The 17,523-nt window shown below is 69.7% G+C and carries 15 protein-coding genes; 6 read left to right on the forward strand and 9 right to left on the reverse strand.

Annotation, left to right across the window (positions count from 1 at the left end):
- Positions 1–8: 8 nt before the first annotated feature.
- Positions 9–218 (reverse strand): IS110 family transposase, encoded by a 210-nt coding sequence (locus FHX74_RS19765; protein WP_220483382.1) that lies wholly within the window; start codon positions 216–218, stop codon positions 9–11.
- Positions 219–489: 271 nt separating this feature from the next.
- On the opposite strand from FHX74_RS19765, the gene mobF reads away from it, so the two are divergent.
- The 4 genes from mobF to FHX74_RS02245 are packed head-to-tail and all read left to right on the forward strand — an operon-like array spanning position 490 to position 6,607.
- Positions 490–4,086, forward strand: a complete 3,597-nt coding sequence (gene mobF, locus FHX74_RS02230; protein ID WP_182558436.1) for a MobF family relaxase — start codon at positions 490–492, stop codon at positions 4,084–4,086.
- Between the two features lie 25 nt (positions 4,087–4,111).
- Positions 4,112–4,288 carry a hypothetical protein gene (locus FHX74_RS02235; protein ID WP_182558437.1) on the forward strand — a complete coding sequence of 59 codons (177 nt, stop codon included), beginning with the start codon at positions 4,112–4,114 and terminating at the stop codon, positions 4,286–4,288.
- A 7-nt stretch (positions 4,289–4,295) separates the two neighbouring features.
- Positions 4,296–6,395: a toprim domain-containing protein gene (locus FHX74_RS02240; RefSeq protein ID WP_182558438.1), complete on the forward strand. Its 2,100-nt coding sequence runs from the start codon at positions 4,296–4,298 to the stop codon at positions 6,393–6,395.
- Positions 6,396–6,403: 8 nt separating this feature from the next.
- Positions 6,404–6,607, forward strand: coding sequence for a hypothetical protein (locus FHX74_RS02245; protein WP_182558439.1), 204 nt, complete (start codon positions 6,404–6,406; stop codon positions 6,605–6,607).
- A gap of 237 nt (positions 6,608–6,844) precedes the next feature.
- Here the strand turns inward: FHX74_RS02245 and FHX74_RS02250 are convergent, their stop codons facing one another.
- Entirely contained in the window at positions 6,845–7,006 is a 162-nt protein-coding gene (locus FHX74_RS02250) for a hypothetical protein (RefSeq protein ID WP_182558440.1), read from the reverse strand.
- Here FHX74_RS02250 and FHX74_RS02255 point away from each other — a divergent pair.
- Positions 7,001–7,738: a hypothetical protein gene (locus FHX74_RS02255; RefSeq protein WP_182558441.1), complete on the forward strand. Its 738-nt coding sequence runs from the start codon at positions 7,001–7,003 to the stop codon at positions 7,736–7,738. The two genes, FHX74_RS02250 and FHX74_RS02255, sit on opposite strands and share 6 nt — an antisense overlap.
- A gap of 46 nt (positions 7,739–7,784) precedes the next feature.
- On the opposite strand, the gene FHX74_RS02260 is transcribed toward FHX74_RS02255, so the two are convergent.
- Entirely contained in the window at positions 7,785–8,138 is a 354-nt protein-coding gene (locus FHX74_RS02260; RefSeq protein ID WP_182558442.1) for a histone-like nucleoid-structuring protein Lsr2, read from the reverse strand.
- A gap of 349 nt (positions 8,139–8,487) precedes the next feature.
- On the opposite strand from FHX74_RS02260, the gene FHX74_RS02265 reads away from it, so the two are divergent.
- The gene (locus tag FHX74_RS02265; protein ID WP_182558443.1) at positions 8,488–9,393 is read left to right on the forward strand and encodes a hypothetical protein; all 906 of its coding nucleotides are present in this window, start codon (positions 8,488–8,490) and stop codon (positions 9,391–9,393) included.
- Between the two features lie 42 nt (positions 9,394–9,435).
- Here the strand turns inward: FHX74_RS02265 and FHX74_RS02270 are convergent, their stop codons facing one another.
- The 6 genes from FHX74_RS02270 to FHX74_RS02295 form a co-directional block, all read right to left on the reverse strand.
- Entirely contained in the window at positions 9,436–9,984 is a 549-nt protein-coding gene (locus tag FHX74_RS02270; protein WP_182558444.1) for a hypothetical protein, read from the reverse strand.
- The gene (locus FHX74_RS02275; protein ID WP_182558445.1) at positions 9,981–11,285 is read right to left on the reverse strand and encodes a type IV secretory system conjugative DNA transfer family protein; all 1,305 of its coding nucleotides are present in this window, start codon (positions 11,283–11,285) and stop codon (positions 9,981–9,983) included. The genes FHX74_RS02270 and FHX74_RS02275 overlap by 4 nt, the downstream gene beginning before the upstream one ends.
- A gap of 527 nt (positions 11,286–11,812) precedes the next feature.
- Positions 11,813–13,189: a conjugal transfer protein TraC gene (locus FHX74_RS02280; protein WP_182558446.1), complete on the reverse strand. Its 1,377-nt coding sequence runs from the start codon at positions 13,187–13,189 to the stop codon at positions 11,813–11,815.
- Positions 13,190–13,377: 188 nt separating this feature from the next.
- Positions 13,378–14,883 carry an SCO6880 family protein gene (locus FHX74_RS02285; RefSeq protein ID WP_182558447.1) on the reverse strand — a complete coding sequence of 502 codons (1,506 nt, stop codon included), beginning with the start codon at positions 14,881–14,883 and terminating at the stop codon, positions 13,378–13,380.
- Positions 14,876–16,726, reverse strand: coding sequence for a hypothetical protein (locus FHX74_RS02290; protein WP_182558448.1), 1,851 nt, complete (start codon positions 16,724–16,726; stop codon positions 14,876–14,878). The genes FHX74_RS02285 and FHX74_RS02290 overlap by 8 nt, the downstream gene beginning before the upstream one ends.
- Positions 16,707–17,522, reverse strand: a complete 816-nt coding sequence (locus FHX74_RS02295; protein WP_182558449.1) for a hypothetical protein — start codon at positions 17,520–17,522, stop codon at positions 16,707–16,709. Before FHX74_RS02295 ends, FHX74_RS02290 begins: the two co-directional genes overlap by 20 nt.
- Between the last annotated feature and the right edge of the window lies 1 nt (position 17,523).

The following is a 17,523-nucleotide window of genomic DNA, read 5'->3' on the forward strand; positions in this document are numbered from 1 at the left end:
TACGGCGGCTACCAATAAGTCGAGGTTGACTCCATCGCCGCGATCTCCACCCCGGCCTCGACCAGCCAGTCCCGCATCAACCGCAACGACCCGAACGTCGTCTTGAACGTCCGCGTCTCCGCACGCCGGCCCCGCCGGGCACCCGGCGTCCGCAGGCACACCGTGACCGAGTCGTTCCCGACATCCAGCCCGGCGACCCGGTCATACATCACCTCCATGATCACCAACCCCTTCCCGACACCGCGGGACGGCCATCGCCCCACAGGCGTCGACCGGAGGGCGCCAGGACACAGACCCACGTGCTCGCAGCAACAATCAAGCGGCTACCGACAACCCGCGCCATACACCTCTACCGGCTCACCCGGACCAGTGTGTGTCGACGTCGCCGGCCGCCCCCCCACTCTCATCAGCCAGCGCAGCGATCTCGAAGAGTCGCAAGTCGGTTACACCTCTTGCAGATCCCTCTGAGTGGTAACTACAGTTACCTTCATGATGACCATCCACGTGCTGCACGCTGGGGATGGCTACCTCTACCTGATCCGGTCGGTGGCCGCTCACGACGCCCAGCGTGCGCCGGGCGAGACGTTGGCTGGCTACTACGCGGCCGCCGGTCAGCCGCCCGGCCGATGGGCGGGCAGGCTCGCCACGGATCTCGGCGTCGCCGGCGAGGTAACTGAGGAACAGATGTGCTCGCTGTTCGGTGAGGGTCGGCACCCCAATGCTGACCAGGTCCGACAGGGCCTCCTCCACGACGGCTTCAGCGCCGACGAGGCCGACCGAGCCGTTCGTCTCGGTCGTCGTTTCCCCGTCTACGGCCGAGCCGCGACCCTGAACCCTGCCTTCGCGGAGGCGTACCGAGCCGAGGAGCGCTCGATCGGGAGAGGCCTCACCGACGAGGAGCGACTGACGATCCGGCAGCGGGTGGCCGCGGAGGACTTCGAGCGCCGCACCGGCCGTCTGCCGGTCGATCCGGTCGAACTGGAGGCCGTCGACCGCGGCACGTCCCGGAGCGCGGTGGCCGGCTACGACTTCGTCTTCACGCCGGTGAAGTCGGTGTCGGTGCTCTGGGGTCTCGGGTCACCCGAGACGCGGCGACAGATCCACGAGGCTCACCGAGCCGCCGTCGCTGACGCCATCCACTGGCTGGAGTCGAACGCCGCGTTCACCCGCACGGGCACCGAGGGTCAGGCGCAGATCGACACGACCGGGGTCATGGCGGCCACCTTCGACCACTGGGATTCGCGCGCCGGAGACCCCGACCTGCACACCCACGTCGCCGTCTCCAACAAGGTGCGAGGCGCCGACAGCAAGTGGCGCTCGCTCGACGGGCGGGCACTCTTCGCCGCAGCGGTCTCGCTCTCCGAGCGCTACAACACCCGAATCGAGGATGAGCTCCGCACCCGTCTCGGCGTCCGGTTCACCGAGCGCGGCGACGGCGAGGGGCGCCGGCCGGTCCGCGAGATCGACGGCGTCCTGCCCGCGCTGCTGAGGCAGTTCTCAAAGCGTCGGCTGAGCATCGAGGGCATCTACCGCGACCAGCTCGGCGACTACCGGGCCACCCACGGCCGCGAACCGTCCGAACCCGCCCGGCTCAGCCTCTACCAGCAGGCGACGCTCTCCGAACGACCCGAGAAGCAGCGTGGACGCTCGCTCGAGCAGATGGTCAGTGCCTGGCGCGTCGAGGCCGAGCGCGTGCTCGGGACCCCCGGGATCTCGGCTGCGATCGAGTCAGCCGCGCTCGGCCATCGCGCCGACCGCTCTGCCGTCGACGTCGATGCCTTGGCCGACGCCGTCCTGAACGTGCTCGCGAGCGAGCGGTCGACCTGGGCCATCCACCACGTCCGCGCCGAGGCGCACCGGCAGTCGCGGTGGGCGACCACCGACGACCGGGATGGTCTGGTCGAGCAGATCGCGAAGCTCGCCACGGCCCCGGACCGGAGCATCCGGATCGAGACCCCGCGCGCGGTCGCCGAGCCCGCCGAGCTGCGGCGGGCCGACGGTCTGTCGGTGTTCGTCGAGCACGGCTCGGCCCGGTTCACCACCCGAACCATCCTCGACGCCGAGGAACGCATCGTCACCGCGGCTCGGAAGCGCGACGCGATCACGCTCGATCGCGACATCGTCCGGGCCGCCGTCGATCGGGCCGGGACCGGATCCCGCAGGCTCAACGACGGTCAGCGCGCGCTCGTTCGGTCGTTCTGCCTGTCGGGCCGACGGGCCCAGCTGGCGCTCGCGCCGGCCGGGGCCGGCAAGACCACGGCGATGCGCGCCGTCGCCGATGCCTGGTCCGCGGCCGGCCACGAGGTGATCGCGCTGGCGCCCTCCGCCGCAGCGGCCGACGTCCTCGCCTCGGAGATCGGCGTCCCGGCGGACACTGCGGCCAAGTTCGACCACGACCGGCCGGACGTCCGACCAGGAACGCTGATACTGGTCGACGAGGCCGGCATGACCGGGACCCTGGTGCTCGACCGTCTCGTCGCAAGGGCGGGCGCAGCCGGGGCGGTCGTCCGGCTCGTCGGTGATGACCAGCAGCTCGGCGCGGTCGAAGCCGGTGGGGTGATCCGCCAGATCGCCCACGACGTCGGCGCCGTCCGGATGGAGCAGGTGGTCCGGTTCGCCGACTCCGCCGAGGCCGCCGTCACGCTGCAGGTCCGTCGCGGGGACGTCCGGGCCATCGCCTTCTACCTCGCCAAGGACCGGGTCGTCGCTGGCACCACCGAGACCGTCCCCGACGCGGCTTATGTCGCCTGGCTGACCGACCTCGACGCCGGCCGCGACAGCCTGTTGCTCGCTCCCTCGGCGAGTCAGGTGACCGCCCTGAACGCCCGAGCCCGCGCCGACCGGGTGCTGGCCGGAAAGGTGGCGGCGGACGGCGTCGCGCTGCGGGACGGGACGGTCGCGGGGGTGGGTGACCACATCACCACCCGCCGTAACGAACGCCTGCTGCTGGTCCACTCGGGCCGCGACTGGGTCAAGAACGGCGACTCCTGGCGGGTCGAACAGGTCGGCGATGACGGAACGGTCACCGCCGTCCACCGACGGCACCGCGGGCAGGTCACCCTTCCGGCCGACTACGTCGGCGCCCAGGTCGAGCTCGACTACGCCCGGACCATCCGCCGGTCGCAGGGGCTGACCGTGGACCGCGCGCACCTCCTCGTCGATCCCCGGATGGCACGGGAGGACCTCTACGTCGGCCTCACCCGGGCGCGGGAGTCCACCAGGCTCTACGTGGCGATCATGACCGAGCCGGGACCGGACCATCTGCCCGAAGTGTCGGGCAGCGCAGCCGACGTGCTCCGCGGCGTCCTGGCGCGCACCGGTGTCGAGCTGTCGGCGGCCGAGACGATCCGCGAGTCGCTGGCGGCCGCGGGTGACCTGCGCCGGATGGCCGTGGAGTACGAGCACGCGCTCGGCGTGAGCGTCGGCACCCGTTATGCCACCGCCGCGGAGTCCGTCCGCGCTGGGATCACCGCCGATGCCGCCTGGCCGTACGTGGCCCGCCGACTCCACCGGGCGGAGGCCGATGGCTGGTCGGTGACGGAGCTGCTCCGGCGGGCCGAAAGCCTGAGCGGCTGGGCGGATGCCCGGTCGGAGGCGGAGGTGATGGCCTACCGGATCGACCGGCTGATGTCAGCTGGCGAGCGGCGAACCGAGCGGCCCGTACCGACCTGGCTGGCACCACCGCCGGCCCGGCACCTCGAGGCACCCTGGGACGACTACCTGCCGAAGCGGTACCGGCAGCTCGCCGAGCGCGTGAGAGACCTGGCCGCCGAGACCGAACGCGACGGTCCACAGTGGCTGACCGATCTCGAGGCAGCACCGAACCGGCCCGAGGCGTTGCGGCAGGTCGTCAGCTACCGCGCCGTCTACGGCATCACGGATCCGTCGCCGCTGGGTCCGGAGCCAGCCCTTCGGTCCCGGCAGCACGAGGCTTGGACCGAAGCGACGAGAGCGGCGCGACACCACGACGAACCCGAACCCGAGCCGGCGGCAGCGCAACGCCTTCTGGCCGAACTCGAAGGGCCGTCGGTCGCGTACGACGAAGCGCCCCCAGACGTCCACCGAGCTCACGCACGCCACCTCTGACCACCCACCCGAGAGGAACCAGACCATGATCACTTCCGAGTCGCCGACAGTCCCGACCCCGAGAGCCCGCCGCGCTCCCGACCTGACCTTCGTGATCGAGCAGCTGCAGAACCAGCTCGACGACCTGACCGAGACCGTCCGTCTGCAGCAGGAGCAGATCGACCGGCAGGCGTCGCAGATCCGCGCACTCGAACGCGTCTGAGCCGACCGTGCCCGATGAAGACGCTCGCCGGACGCCGGGCGTCGATGAACTCCACGCCCGGCTGCTGGCCGCGGTCAAGTCGATCGAGACCGGCCAGAACTGGCAGGACTGGCTCGACCTCGCCGGTCGGCTGCACCGCTACAGCTTCCGCAACCTGATGTTGATCACGTCGCAGCGTCCGGATGCCACGGCAGTCGCCGGTTACTCGACCTGGAAGGCGGCGGGACGTCAGGTCCGACGCGGTGAGAAGTCGATCAAGGTGCTGGCCCCCGTCTCGAAGCGGGTCACGAGCAACGACGATGATCTTGACGCGGAACCGGACGGGCGGAGCCGTGCAGACCGCAAGATCGTCGGCTTCCGGTCCGCAGCCGTCTTCGACATCGCGCAGACCGAGGGACCTCCGCTGCCCAGCCGGTCAGAGCCCCGGCTGCTCGACGGCGACGCTCCCGCCGGGCTCTGGTACGCGTTGGTGGCCGAGACGTCCGCCCGCGGCTACCGCCTGCTCCGCGGCGATGCGGACAGGCTGGGTGAGGCGAACGGGCTCACCGACGTCGAGCGACGCGAGGTCTGGGTGCGCGACGACCTCACCGGTGCCCAGGCGGCCAAGACCCTCGCGCACGAACTCGGCCACGTCCTCCTGCACGCAGACGGCGAAGCCGAGCAGTGTCGCGGCGTCGTCGAAGTGGAGGCCGAGTCCGTCGCCTTCGTGGTGATGGGCAGCCACGGCGTTCGCTCCGACGACTTCTCGTTCCCCTACGTGGCGCACTGGGCCTACCCGCTCGCCGCCGTCGAGCACGTGCCGATCACCGAGATCGTCAGCCGCACCGGTCAGCGCGTCGTCGAAGCTGCCCAGGCGCTGATCGACTCCACCCAGACCAACCACACCGATGATCACGTCATTCGCGCGCTCGCGGACCGGGTTTCAGAGGCGGCCGAACGAACTGCCTCGCTGCGTAGCCGGGCGGAGGCGACGGCGCCCGCGGAGGTCGATCACCGTGTGCTGCTGGCCGTCGTCGCCGATACCCAGGAGTTCTTCCGTCGCAGGGCCGCGGGCTCGTGGGTCCCCGGCTACCTCGAGGGCCGCGGGCTCGGAGCGGCCGTCGGCAGCCACGAGATCGGCTACGCGCCGAGGGGTTGGACGACGCTGGTCGATCACCTGCGCAGTCTCGGGTACACCGACACTCGGATCGAGGAGTCCGGCGTCGCGGGCCGGGCCCGGACCGGGCAGCTCATCGACCGCTTCCGGGACCGTCTGACGCTGCCGCTCCGGGACCACCACGGCATGCTCGTCGGCTTCACCGCCCGCGTCGGACCCGACGCCCCCATCGACGCTCCGAAGTACCTGAACTCGCCCGAGACGGCGATCTTCCACAAGCACGAGGTGCTCTACACGCGAGCCGGCGGTTGGGGTCAGATCGCTGGGGGAGCACGTGCCGTCGTCTGCGAGGGGGCCTTGGACGCGGTGGCCGTCGACCTGGCCTCGGTGGCCTCGAGGAAACGGCTCGTCGGCGTCGCCTCCTGCGGGACCGCCTTCACCGACGACCACGGTCGAGCGCTCGCCGGCCAACTCGGTGGCGCGACGGTCTGCCTGGCCTTCGACGGCGACGACGCGGGTGTCAAAGCAGTCGAACGTGCCTGGTCGGCCCTGGCCGGTTCCGGGCACCTGGCCGTGGTCGCCGCCGAGCTGCCGTCTGGAGAGGATCCGGCGTCGTTTCAGCAAGGGAGTCCGGAGCGACTGGTCGAGATCCTGGTGGGTGCTCGTGGCGCCGCGTGGATGCTGGCAGACCGGAGAACCGGGGAGCGTCCACCGGACGATCCGGGACGGGCTCTCCTGGCCTATCGCAATCTCAGCGACTGGGCGGACCGGGTCCCGCGCGACCAGCGCATCGATTTCGTACTGCACATCGCCGGCAGGCTCGGCATCGATCCGACCGAAGCAGCCGCAGACCTCGGTCGACGGCACCCGCAGGTCCTGGCCGAGAGCACCGGCCTGGCGACCGTGCTGAACTGTGCGCGATGGGCACAGGAGCTGGGCCAGCCCACCCAGACCGATCGCGAGTTTCGAGCCGAGCCGGCGAACCTGCCTGCTCTGACGCGAGGGAGATGAGGATCCGCATGGACGCCGACCACGATGAGCCCGAGCCGACGGCCGCCGAGGAGTTCGAGCATCCGGCCTGGGACCCGTCGGAGATCCTGCGGCAGCGTGCGTGCAGGTCGCGTGCGGAGGCCGACGCCGCGCTGGGCGAGCTCCGCGAGTCCATGTCGGACAAGGAGATCCTGGACGAGTTCGGGATCGACGTCGCCAGGTTCGAGGACTGAGCCGTGGAACGCGCTGTCGCCGAGACCGTCGTTCGCGGGACCCGTGACGATGCCGAGCAGGCGGCTCGAACGGACCTGTCCGAGCTGCGTCGGCGTGCGCTCGAAGCCGGTCGAGAGCGCTCCCGCGAGTTGATCAAGGTCACCCGCTTCGGCGCCGACGGGTCGATCAGGCACAACCCGGCCGGTCGTGTCCTCCGGGACTGGTACGTGCACGCCTACATGAACGGGCTACGTGCTTCACTCGGGCTGCCGCATGAGCCGGTCGACGCCCAGCAGACCGAGGAGACCGCCGCGCTGCTGCGCCGACTCCAGCCGGACTTCGAGCCGCTCCGCACGCTCCAGGCCGCCGGAGCGGTCCGGAAGCGGGCCGACGCGGACGCAGCCGAGGCCGTCGTGCACGTCGTCGAGGCCCTACGTCGGGGCGCGATCGAACGCGCGGTTCGTCATGCCGCCGATGATCGCTTCGACGGCGACGAGCTGCGCGTCCACGTCACCCGGCACTGGTACCAACGCTGCTACGACACCATCGTTGACGAGATGGTCGGCGCCCGCCACCCGCTCGCCGCGATCACCGCCGGCGAGGACGCGGAGGTCGCGCGGGCCCTCGCCACGGGCGAGGTCCGCCGGCTGATCGGCCGCGACGGCATCCCACTCGTCACCGCCCACCAGACCGTGATGAACGACCTCGACCGGCGACTCGCGGCAGGCGAGACCGGGCTCGTGCCGCCGTCGATCGTCGAGGTCCGCAACCACGACGGCTTCAAGCCGCTCGAGCAGCGGGTTCGGGCAGCCTGGACGTCGGTCGACCGCACGATGCGCGGCGAATGGTTGTTCCTGGCCGATGCGCTTCCGTTGCCGGACGACTCCCGCTGGAGCCGGCTCAGTTCCGAGCAGCAGACGCGACTGGTCGGGCACTACCTGAAGACCCACCGACTCGAGCTGCTCGGTCGGGACTTCGACCGGCCGATACTGCAGGGCGACAGTGCGGACGTAGCCCGCCGGATGTTCAACCACCGGGCGCCACTCGTCGCCGAAGGGGCGGAACCGGCCGCCGAGGCGCGAGGAGCAGGCTTCGAGCCCGTCGAGTCAGCCAACCGGTCGATCGAGTCGAGCCGCGGTCTGACCCGCTGAGCCGAGGGCAGCGCGGTCGCTGGACCGGGTTCGGTCGACCGGACCGTCAGCTGTGCGCGGCCTGGAAGGCTTCCTGAACCTTCGCCGGTATCCGGCCACGAGCACTGACCTCATGCCCGTTCGCGTTCGCCCACGACCGGATCGCCGCGGTCTGCGCCGGGTCGGTCCGCGTCGAGCCGCTCGACTTACGGCTTGGCGCGGGAGCGTCCGGCTGCGTACGCCGCCCTCCGGTGCGTCGCGCCTTCTCCAGCCACGGCGCGAACGACGCCCGTAGCTCGTCGATGTGCACCTCAGACAGGTCGATCTCGTACGACGCCCCATCGAGCGCGAACTCGACGGTCGCCGCCGCCTCCGATCCGTCCAGGTCGTCTTCGAGCAATACCTCTACGCGTTGAGCCACGCCGACAGTCTCCGCGCTCTACCCATCGACGCGGGTCAGCCGCGCCGGAGCCACACACTGTCCGGTTGGACGAGAGTCAACTCGCGTTGCAGGTGGTGAGATCATGGTTGCCTTCGATGGCGATAGAGACGGGACACGCATGGCTGGTGCTCGCGGTACGGGCTACTTCGAGTCCGATCTCTCTCGAGCCCGCGGTCTGAACCGCGATGAGTCTGAGCTTCGGATAGCACTTCGTCGCCTGCATCAGGCAGAGAGTCGGTTGAGGGATCGCGCGCCTGAGGGTGTCCCCCTCACTGCTGAGCGCGAGCTCATACTTGCGCGCTCAGATCTCCAGTTCAGGCTGCTTAGCTTGATCCAGACTATGCGAGCGATTCAGCGCGATGAATCTTTCTGGGATTCGCTGGTCTCGGGATCGCACTTGGGAATCCGCGAGAAGAATTGGGCCTCGTGGGTCAGTTTGGCGGAGGTTGGTGTTCAAGATTTCGCGGCAATCCTTCAAGCCTGCGGTTACGTCACCCCACCACCGCCGCCTGCCACTAGACTTGCTGAATCCTTGATGGACGCGATAGGTGAAATCGGCGCTATTCGTTCTGTCTCCGACCCCACGGTGCTAATCCGCAACGTTCAGCAAGAGATGATTTACGCGGTTCTTCGGATTGAGCGGCAGGTCAAAAAGATCGATCCCAAGTCATCTGGCGGTTCGTTAGCTGCTGTAGCAAAGCAGCTCGGTAAGCACGCTCGAGAAATTGTGCCGATCGCCTCGGTGATGGCGGCCGGAGCTGTGGTGGAGGAGGCGTCGGTGCTCGCAGTGGAGTCCATGACCGGGTCTATCAGCAGCGGTCAGGCCATTAGTGCTGTTGCGTCTGCCGCCGGGCTCATTGCTTCGGCTTCCGTGGTCGAATTGGGTCGACGAATGATGATTGCACCCCCTCGGTCGGCCGAGAATGATGATCGGCCGCGCGTGCTTCCAGTTGAGCACGGATATGTTGAACCAATTGAAGAATCGCGCAGAGAACTGGTCAGGTTTCTGACGAGGACGGCACGGCCAACTGGTGAGCAGGTCGGCCCCTACGTCGAGAGGCTGATTAATAATCTGGAAGACACGGGTCAAGAGCCTCCTGTACCACTGCGGAAACTTGCCTTGATTTGTCGCGAAAGTCCCGGCAGCCCGCTTGATTCGTCTGCTATTCAATTGGCTCGCAAGATGCGCATCGAAAGGACATTCCAACCGAGGGGACCAAGCTTGCGCATGTAGCTTGAGCTCGCCGTCGGGGGTGGCTACCCAGATCGGCTCTGATTAAGCTTGTCGATTTTGCAAACTGTGGGTACGGCGCTCGTCAATCCCATGGTCATCGTCGAGACAGTTCGCAGGAATCCACAGATGCATTCGCTGTTGGAAACCCGGTAGCCACCGGTCGTGCCACATCTGGGCGGCGTCGGAGTTCGCCTTGGCGTCATGGAACGCTCGCTGCCAACTCACCGCGAGCGTCGCGATCTCCGCGGCGAGACCAGGGTGCTCCTGCCAGCAGTAGGGGATGCGCTTGTTCTGGTCGAGCGGTGCGTATCGAAGGTTGAACCAGGCGACCCAGGTCGGGAGGACGTCGACGTCCTTCATCGGCGGTGGCTCGTGGTAGCACCAGGGCGCTCGCTTGAGCTTGCCCTCGCGGACGTCGATCAGCTTGCCGAGCACGGTGTCGATGGCTTCGATCGCTCGGCGCTGCTGGTCGACCGCGGTGCGGAGCGCTTCCACCTCCTTCCGCAGCTTCTCGACTTCGCTCTCGCCTCGAGCTGAGCCTCCGAAGAAGTCGGTGGGCTCGTCGAACGGGTCGAAGTCGTCTTCACTCATGCGGCGACCCCGATCTCCGGAGGCGTAGCTTCGACCGGCCGACCCTCCCCGGCCCGAACCGCCCCTGCGTCAGCCTGCAGCTGCTTCCAGTCCGGACGCTTCCAGGCCGGGACGAGCCGAACGATCGCCGCCGGCATTGAGCGCATGATCAGGAGCGCTCGGCCGCGCGGGAGTTGTCGGACGGCTGCGGGGTCGAGGATGTCCGTTCTCTCGCTGCCGATGTGCATGGACCCGATGTCGGTCCAGCCTCTGCCGGTCTGACGACTCCGTCGCTCCTCGAGCCGCCGGCCGACCAGGAGCGAGGCCCACTTGAGCGTCTCCTCCGACTTCAGCCCGCCAAAGATGGTCAGCGCCGTCGTGTTGTCGAAGAGCGTCGCGGCGGCCTTGCCCCACCGGGCCTGCGCCTGGGCCGGCGACTGCAGCGCGTAGTGGATCAGCACCCCGCGGCCGGCCGAGTCCGACAAGGTGTCCGGCAGATCGGGCAGCGGGCAGATCGAGGCGATCTCGTCGAGCACGGCGCTGAACGGGGGAGTGAGCCGCTCGCGGCCGGTTGAGGCGCTGCCCGCAATCGCCATCCGTCGAGCGGTGTCGAGCACGTCCTGAACGAACGCGGTGATCAGAGGAGCCTGCGATGCGGCGTCGTCCTCCGACCCGATCACGTAGACCGTCCCGCCCCCGCGGATGAAGTCCTCGGGGTCGAACTCGTCCCAGCCCCGGCCGGGCAGCGTGTTCTCGATCACCTCGGGATCGGTCAGACAGGCCACCGAGTCGCGGATCGTCTCCCAGATGCCCGACCGGGTCTCGTCGACCACACCCTGAGCCTGCTGGAGCGTCCGGCGGACAGCGGCGAACTCCGGCCGGGTGCGGAGGATCGTGGCAGCCTCGGTCCCCAGGTCGTTCTGGCACCAGCCGACGAACTCCGGCACCGACGCCCCGGAGATGCCGGCGGCCAGCAGGTACGCGGTCAACACGTCCACCGCCCGACGCTCGAAGAAGTGGTGGTTGCCCGCGGCGCCGTCGAGCCCGTCGCCGGCGGTTGCCCGGAGCAACGCCTGGGCGCGGCGCTTCGCAGCGCGGACCGTCTCGCAGCCACGGATCGGGTTCCAGCGGACACGGGCCGGCCAGCGGACCGCGCCGGTCGGGTCGAGCACCCGCACGCTCGAGCCGCCGCGCTCCCGGGCGCGCGCTGTCAGCAGGAACAGGTCGAGCTTGGTCGAGGTGACGATCAAACCTCCCGGCGCGGCCAGCACCTTGTGCAGCAGGTCCATCAGCGTCTTCCCGGACTGCTGTGGTGCGATCACACCGGTCGCGTTCTCCAACGGCAGCCAGAGGGCGCTGCCGCCGATCGCCGAGCGGTGCAACGGAATCCCGATCGTGCCCGCACCAGCCCGTCGTCGCCCACGCCGATCGAGATCGGGCCGGGTCGTCCTCGACCGAGCACGGCAGGTGCCCAACGACAGGTCTCGTGCGAGATCGGCACGTGAGGCGAAGCCAGCGCCGAGCGGAGCCGTCAGTCCGTAGGCGGTGACGGCGAACCAGCCGTAGCCGACCAACAGGGCGATGATCACGAGTGCGGTCACGGCCCAGAACAGAACAGGCTCGGCGCTGCCTCCGAAGATCAGATCCGGTCGGGAAGGGCGCTGCCAGAAGCGGATCGCGGAGGTGATCCACGGCGACCGGATCGGACTTCCGACCCACGAGAGGCGAGCGAGAAGCAGGCCGGTGATCATGGGCGACAGCGCCGCAACGAACATGCCGCCGACCGCGAACAGCAAGATCAGCGCCGCAGCCTGGCGGCGGTCCTCAGCTGTGTACCAACGCCACATCGCTAACTCCCCAACGATTCCGAGCCGTCGACCCCCGAGCCGCGAAGCTCTTCCGCCATCGCCGCATCAGGGTTGTGGATCGACTCGTACTTGTGGCTGCCCATCCGTGAGTCGGTCTGAATCAGGTCCCACTCGAGCCCGTCCCGCAGCACGGTGTGGTCGACCAGGAACGAACGCTGCGCCACCTTCCAGAGCGCGGTCGCCTGCGGCAGCTTCGGCAGCAGCTCGGACTCGACGTCGGTCAGGTTGAGCGTCGTCCGGGTCAACGGGATTTGGTCGTCGGCCTGGTTGTACATGATTCGGGTCGAGCAGTCGGCCAGCAGACCGAGGGCAAGGTCGCGCACCTCCGGGGCTGCGCCCATCAGGTCGGAAATGCGGTGCAGCGAGATCAGGGTCGCCGAGCCCGACGTGACGTCGTCGCCGCGGGCGAGCTTCTGGCCTTCCGAGATCCTGCGGACAATGTGCGGGTAGCGGATCTGTCGCCAGCACTCGTCGAGCAGCCGTACCCACTGGTGGTCGGTGAAGGTGAGGATTTGGTCGACGAGGGCTTGCGCGCAGGTCATGGTGAGCGCGACGCCCGCGTCGGAGGCCCGGATCCGCGAGATGTCGATCACCACCCCGGGCCGGTCCCAGTCCACCTCGACCGACTCGCCGTCGAAGACGCCCTTCAACGATCCCTTGACCATCGCGCGGAAGCGCAGCGCGAGATCAAGGCAGTCGTCCGCCAGCACCGAGAGCGGCACCGGGATGGCCGCGGCCATCTCCGGTGTGGGGCTCAGCATCAGTTCGCAGAACTCAGTGAGGTTCGGCTGCCGCATCCGGTCCGCGGCGACGTGGTCGGACTGACGGGTCAGCTGCGCCAGCGCCTGCTCTACCCCGGTCTCCTCACGGGCGCTCAGCGGCCGGCCGGAGGCGGTGGCGCCGAGCGCGTTGAGCAGCAGCAGCCGGTGCTGTTCGATCAGCTCGATGTAGCGGCGTTCGTCGACGTGGGGCGGACGGGCCGGCGCGTGCAGGGGGTTCAGGGCCTTGCCCATCCCCGGTCCGAGCTGGACCAGGGTCGCTCCGACCGCCCGGGCCATCGCGGCCATCTCGCCCTTGGTGTCGGCTGGGTTGATGAACCGCACCCCGAAGGCGAGCAGCCGGAGCGCCAGGGTCTTGATCAGCGACGACTTGCCGGAGCCGATGGTGCCGAAGATCGCGACGTTCGGGTTCGGCAGCAGGCCTGCGCGGTAGAGCTCGAACGGGTCGAACCGGAAGGCGCCGCGGGTGAACCGGTCACGGCCGATGAACGCGCCGTCGGCGGTGAAACCGCGTTCGGCGACGAAGGGGTAGGTGCCGGCCACCTGGGCGGTGGTCTCCTCCTGCGCGCGAAGGTGCATCCGGTGGAAAACACGACCGGCGTGGGGTCCACGCGGGCCGCGGCCGGCGGGCGCGAGATCCAGCGCGCCGAGTACGTCGGAGAGCGGGTTGTCGGTCTGCGGGACGGGCTGCTGCGTCCGCCACGGCGTCCTCGGGGCTGTGACGGGAAGATCAGATCGCCCGTCCGCGAGCGGGGTCGGTCGGCGCCTCACCGGAGACCTCTGGCCAGCGGCAACGCGGCCGCCCCGAACGCCTGGTCGTGCTCGCCGGACATCCGGGCCACCTCGAGCTGCGAACGCTGCGCCAACGACTCGATCTCTCCCGAAGCCGCCTCCAGGGTGGGCAGGTCGGCCGCGGAGACCGACAGGAACCCGAGCATCCGGTACAGGCCGTGACCGGCGACGAGCTCGGCCTCGCGACGGTCGACGTCGCCGGCCTCGACCTCCTGCCGCCGGGTGGTGCGGCGCCGAAACCGCTGCCGGAGCGCCGCCTCCGAGGTCACCCCCGACTGTCGTAGCGTCACCCGGCGGTTCGCCCGGCTGGGGCCCAACGGCTCGAGGACGATCGACACCGTCCGCCGGTGCTGGCTGGACAGCAGCAACGGCGAGAGGAAGCCGGAGTCGACGTACTGACGCGGCCACTGCAGGATCCACCAACAGCGGTGGACGGCGGAGTCGGTGCGGTAGTGCGACCAGACGTTCTCGGCCCGCATCGGCCCGCAGACCCTCGGGTCGACGCCGGACGGCAAGCCCATGTCGCCGCCGACGGTGTCCGCCGTCCCGCCGCCACGTCGCTGCACCATCGAGCGGGCGGCCGGATCGTAGGCGGTCCTGATCACCTCACCGAGCAGTCGGGGCGGGCACCAACCGTCCACCCGGACGCCGGCGGTCCTCAGCCCGTCGGCGATCTTGTCCAGCTCACGCAGCACCACGGCGGCGGCGCCTTCGTGCCCGCCGCCGGCCTGCCGGATCTCCGCGCCGGCCCGACGGGCGTCGACGCTCACCGCGACGAAGCACTCGTGCGCCTGGGTCGAGCCGTCGACCGCGGCGAGCAGCTGCTCGTAGTTGGCAGCCTGCAGGGATCCGTCGTGGACACCGCGCCGGGTCCAGTCGCGCAGCAGCGCGTCGCCGGAGTCGGGCAGCGTCCGCTCGAGGATCTGCAGGCGGGCGATCGCGCTGCCCTCGGTGCAGAGCTGGGCCAGCAGGGTGCCCCAGGCGTCGACCCGGGCGGTCTGCACCGTCGTCTCCAGCAGCGCGAAGGTCGAACCCTCGAGTACGAGAACGGCGGTGTAGGTCTTGAGGTGGGAGTCGTGGACCACGGCGATCTCGGCCTCGTCACTGCCGGCGACGGTGAAGGTGATCAGCTGCAGGTGGGCGAGGTCCCCGGGCAGGAACATCGAAGCCGCATCGTCACGGGACATCCGGAACACGCCCCCTCGGTAGATGTCGTGGCCGCTGGCCCGCTGCGCCCAGTAGTTGACGGCGACCGGCAGGTACTCGACCACCGTCCGTCCGCGCAGCGGAAGGAAGGCGACGATCAGGCAGACGGCGGCGAGCAGGATCCAACCCGCCCGCGCGGCCGCTCCCGTGTCGGTGTCGAAGATGCGGGTCGTCGTCCAGACCGCCACGACGCCCAGCAGCAGCTGAGGCGTCGTCATCCCGAGCAGCCAGCCGCGCGACTCCCGCGGCCCGAAGCGGACCTGTCGGCTAGTCATGATCACTCGCCTTCGAGGGCAGGGCACGCGGTGCGGTCGGCAGCTCGTTGGTCGGTTCGACGATGGTGCCGGGCATGATCACGCTGGTCGGGTCGTCACGTGTCAGTGCGGGTCGGCCCGCGCCCGCCGGTGGATGCTGGAGCACGGTGATCACCGCGGTCTGCGGGCGCTGCGACGCGCCAGCGGCCGGCTGTGCCGGCTGCTGTTGTGGCTGCGTACGTGGGGTTCCGGAGCCATAGGGGGCGCGCGAGATCGGCGGCGATGGCACATGGGGCGCCTCGACGTCTCCGAGGACGCCGCCGCCGGTGGCGGCGTGGCCGGCCATCCAGCGTCCACCGGACTCGAGCGCGCCGGCGGCCAGCACCGCGCCGACGGCGGCCAGGCCGATCGGGCCGGCCGCGGCCCCGGCACCGGCGCCCGCGGTCCGGGCCGCAGTTGTCCCGCGGGCCGAGCCGACGGCGAGCGCCGGTCGTGGAGCATTGCGATCCATGATCATCCGGGTCATGTCCATCGTCGACTGCGCGGACTGCGCCGTCTGCGTGCTCAGCCCTCCGCCGGACCGTGGACCGGAACCGGCCGAGGTGTTCATCAGGCCTCCCGAGAACCGGTAGACCACCCCCGGCAGGAGCGCCGCGACCAGGATGATCGCCACGCCCAGCAGTGCGTCGGAGAACGTTGCCCGGGGTTCGCCGACGTTCGGGACCGACACCATCACCGCGCCGAGCCTGACCGCGATCACGATCAACGGTTTGGCGAGCAGCAGTGCGACGAACATCCGGACGGCCGCGGAGAACCACTCGCGGCTCATCCGTGGTCCGGCGGTGCCGGCCAGGCTGAGCGGCAGCGCCATGATGATCATGAGCAGACCGACATTGCGCATCAGCAGCGCGATTAGGGTCGAGACGATCGCGGCGATCAGCAACAGGCAGACGAGCAGCGCGGTGAGACTGCCGGGCTCGTAGGACGGGGTGAGCGGAAGCGAGCCGGTCGCGTCGGAGATGTACTCGATCCAGCTGGCGAACCGCTGGCCGGCGCGGTCAAGGTCGGTGTGGCCCGTGGCGTCAGGGCGTCCGGCCAGCCAACGGGAGATCTCGTCGGACGCCTTCATCAACAGCACGGCCGCACTCACCCCGCCGGACCAGAACAGTCCCCAGACGACAACGCCGAGGATCGTGTTGCCGAACTGGCGGAAGTCGAACCGAATGGCCGAGATGATCAAGGACATCAGCAGCACGCCGAGCAGCAGGACGGCGCCGACGCTGCCGATGTCGCTGTAAAGCGAGACGATCCCGGCGTTGCGCCAGCCGTCGAGCAACGAGATCACCGCAGTGTTCCCGGTGAGGACGGTCAACAGGCCCTGCCAGAGGCTGACGATGGACTGCTCGAGCCAGAGGTGCACCTGCTGGGTGAGGCAATCGTAGGCGCCGGGCGAGGTGGCGAGGCAGGCCAGCTTCTGCGCGGTCGGGGCGATCCTGTCCAGGAACAGCGTCCGTGCCGGGTCGAGCAGCCTGTCGAGAGCCTCGGCGCAGAACGGGACGGCGGCACGCGCCGGGCCGGGAAGGGCGGCCTGGCAGGCTGCGCGGATACCGCTGTTGTCGCCGTCTGGGTCGACGTTCTCGACGATCACCGATCGGCACACCTTGTTGGCGTCCACGGTGCTCGGCAGCTTGGGGATCTCCGGTACGGACCGGCAGACATCGGCGGCGACCTGCTCGGCCACCACTCGGCGCTCGTCCGTCGACGGGCCGGCCTCGGCCCTCGGAGTTGCCGAGGCCAGCAGGCCGGTCGCCAGCAGCAGCGTCACCGCGGCGACGAGCGCGGTTCTACCGCGGCGCGTCGGCATACTCGAACCAGGTCTGTCGGGCGGTGTCGGTGATCTCGCCCGGATCGGCAGGGGTCCGCGACAGGATGGAGTGTTTCTCCGCGGGCGTCGGGTTGCCGCTCGGGTCGGTGGGGTCGGCCGCGGCGCCGCCGGTGGCGGAGATCAGTGCGCCGTCGAGCTTCCAGTCGTCCTGCGCCCAGGTGAGGTCGATGGCGACGATCGGCCAGACCTGGTCGGTCACTCCAGCGGAGTCCTTGGTGACCTCGGGCGCCCAGATGTAGATGCGCGCCGCGGTGGCGGAATAGGAGCGGACGGCGTAGGCGCCACGCGCGGGCTCGGGCTGGTCCTCGCTCAGCGACGACATGCCGGAGCGGAGATCGGCGAAGGACGCCTCGAGCTTGCCCTTGGCCGCGGCGTCAGTGGTGGTGGCGGCCGCCAGGCTGGCGGCAGTGGTTGCGTTCTTGATCCGGATCGAGTTCATCCACATCAGGTAGTTGGTGGCTGCGGCGATGGCGCCCGACCGGTCATGGGCGTAGCCGAGCGGCACTCCGTCCGGTCCGGTGGTGTGGCCGCCGGCGGCGGTGGTTACGTTGCCCGTGGTGAGCGCCGGCTCGGGCGACCCTTGCTGGTTCGTCGGGGAATAGCTCGGGCTCGGCGAAGGGGTCGGAGCCGCGGAGGTCGCCGGGGTCTGCGGAGTGGTGGGCGGCGGCGTGGCGGTCCCGCTCCGGCCGGCCGTGTAGGCCACGAGGGCGACGACTCCGAGCACGACGACCAGCCCGACGATCACGGCAACAGTCCGACGGGAGGTTTGGGCCACG

It is taken from the genome of Microlunatus kandeliicorticis, assembly GCF_014137855.1.
Lineage (GTDB): Bacteria > Actinomycetota > Actinomycetes > Propionibacteriales > Propionibacteriaceae > Microlunatus > Microlunatus kandeliicorticis.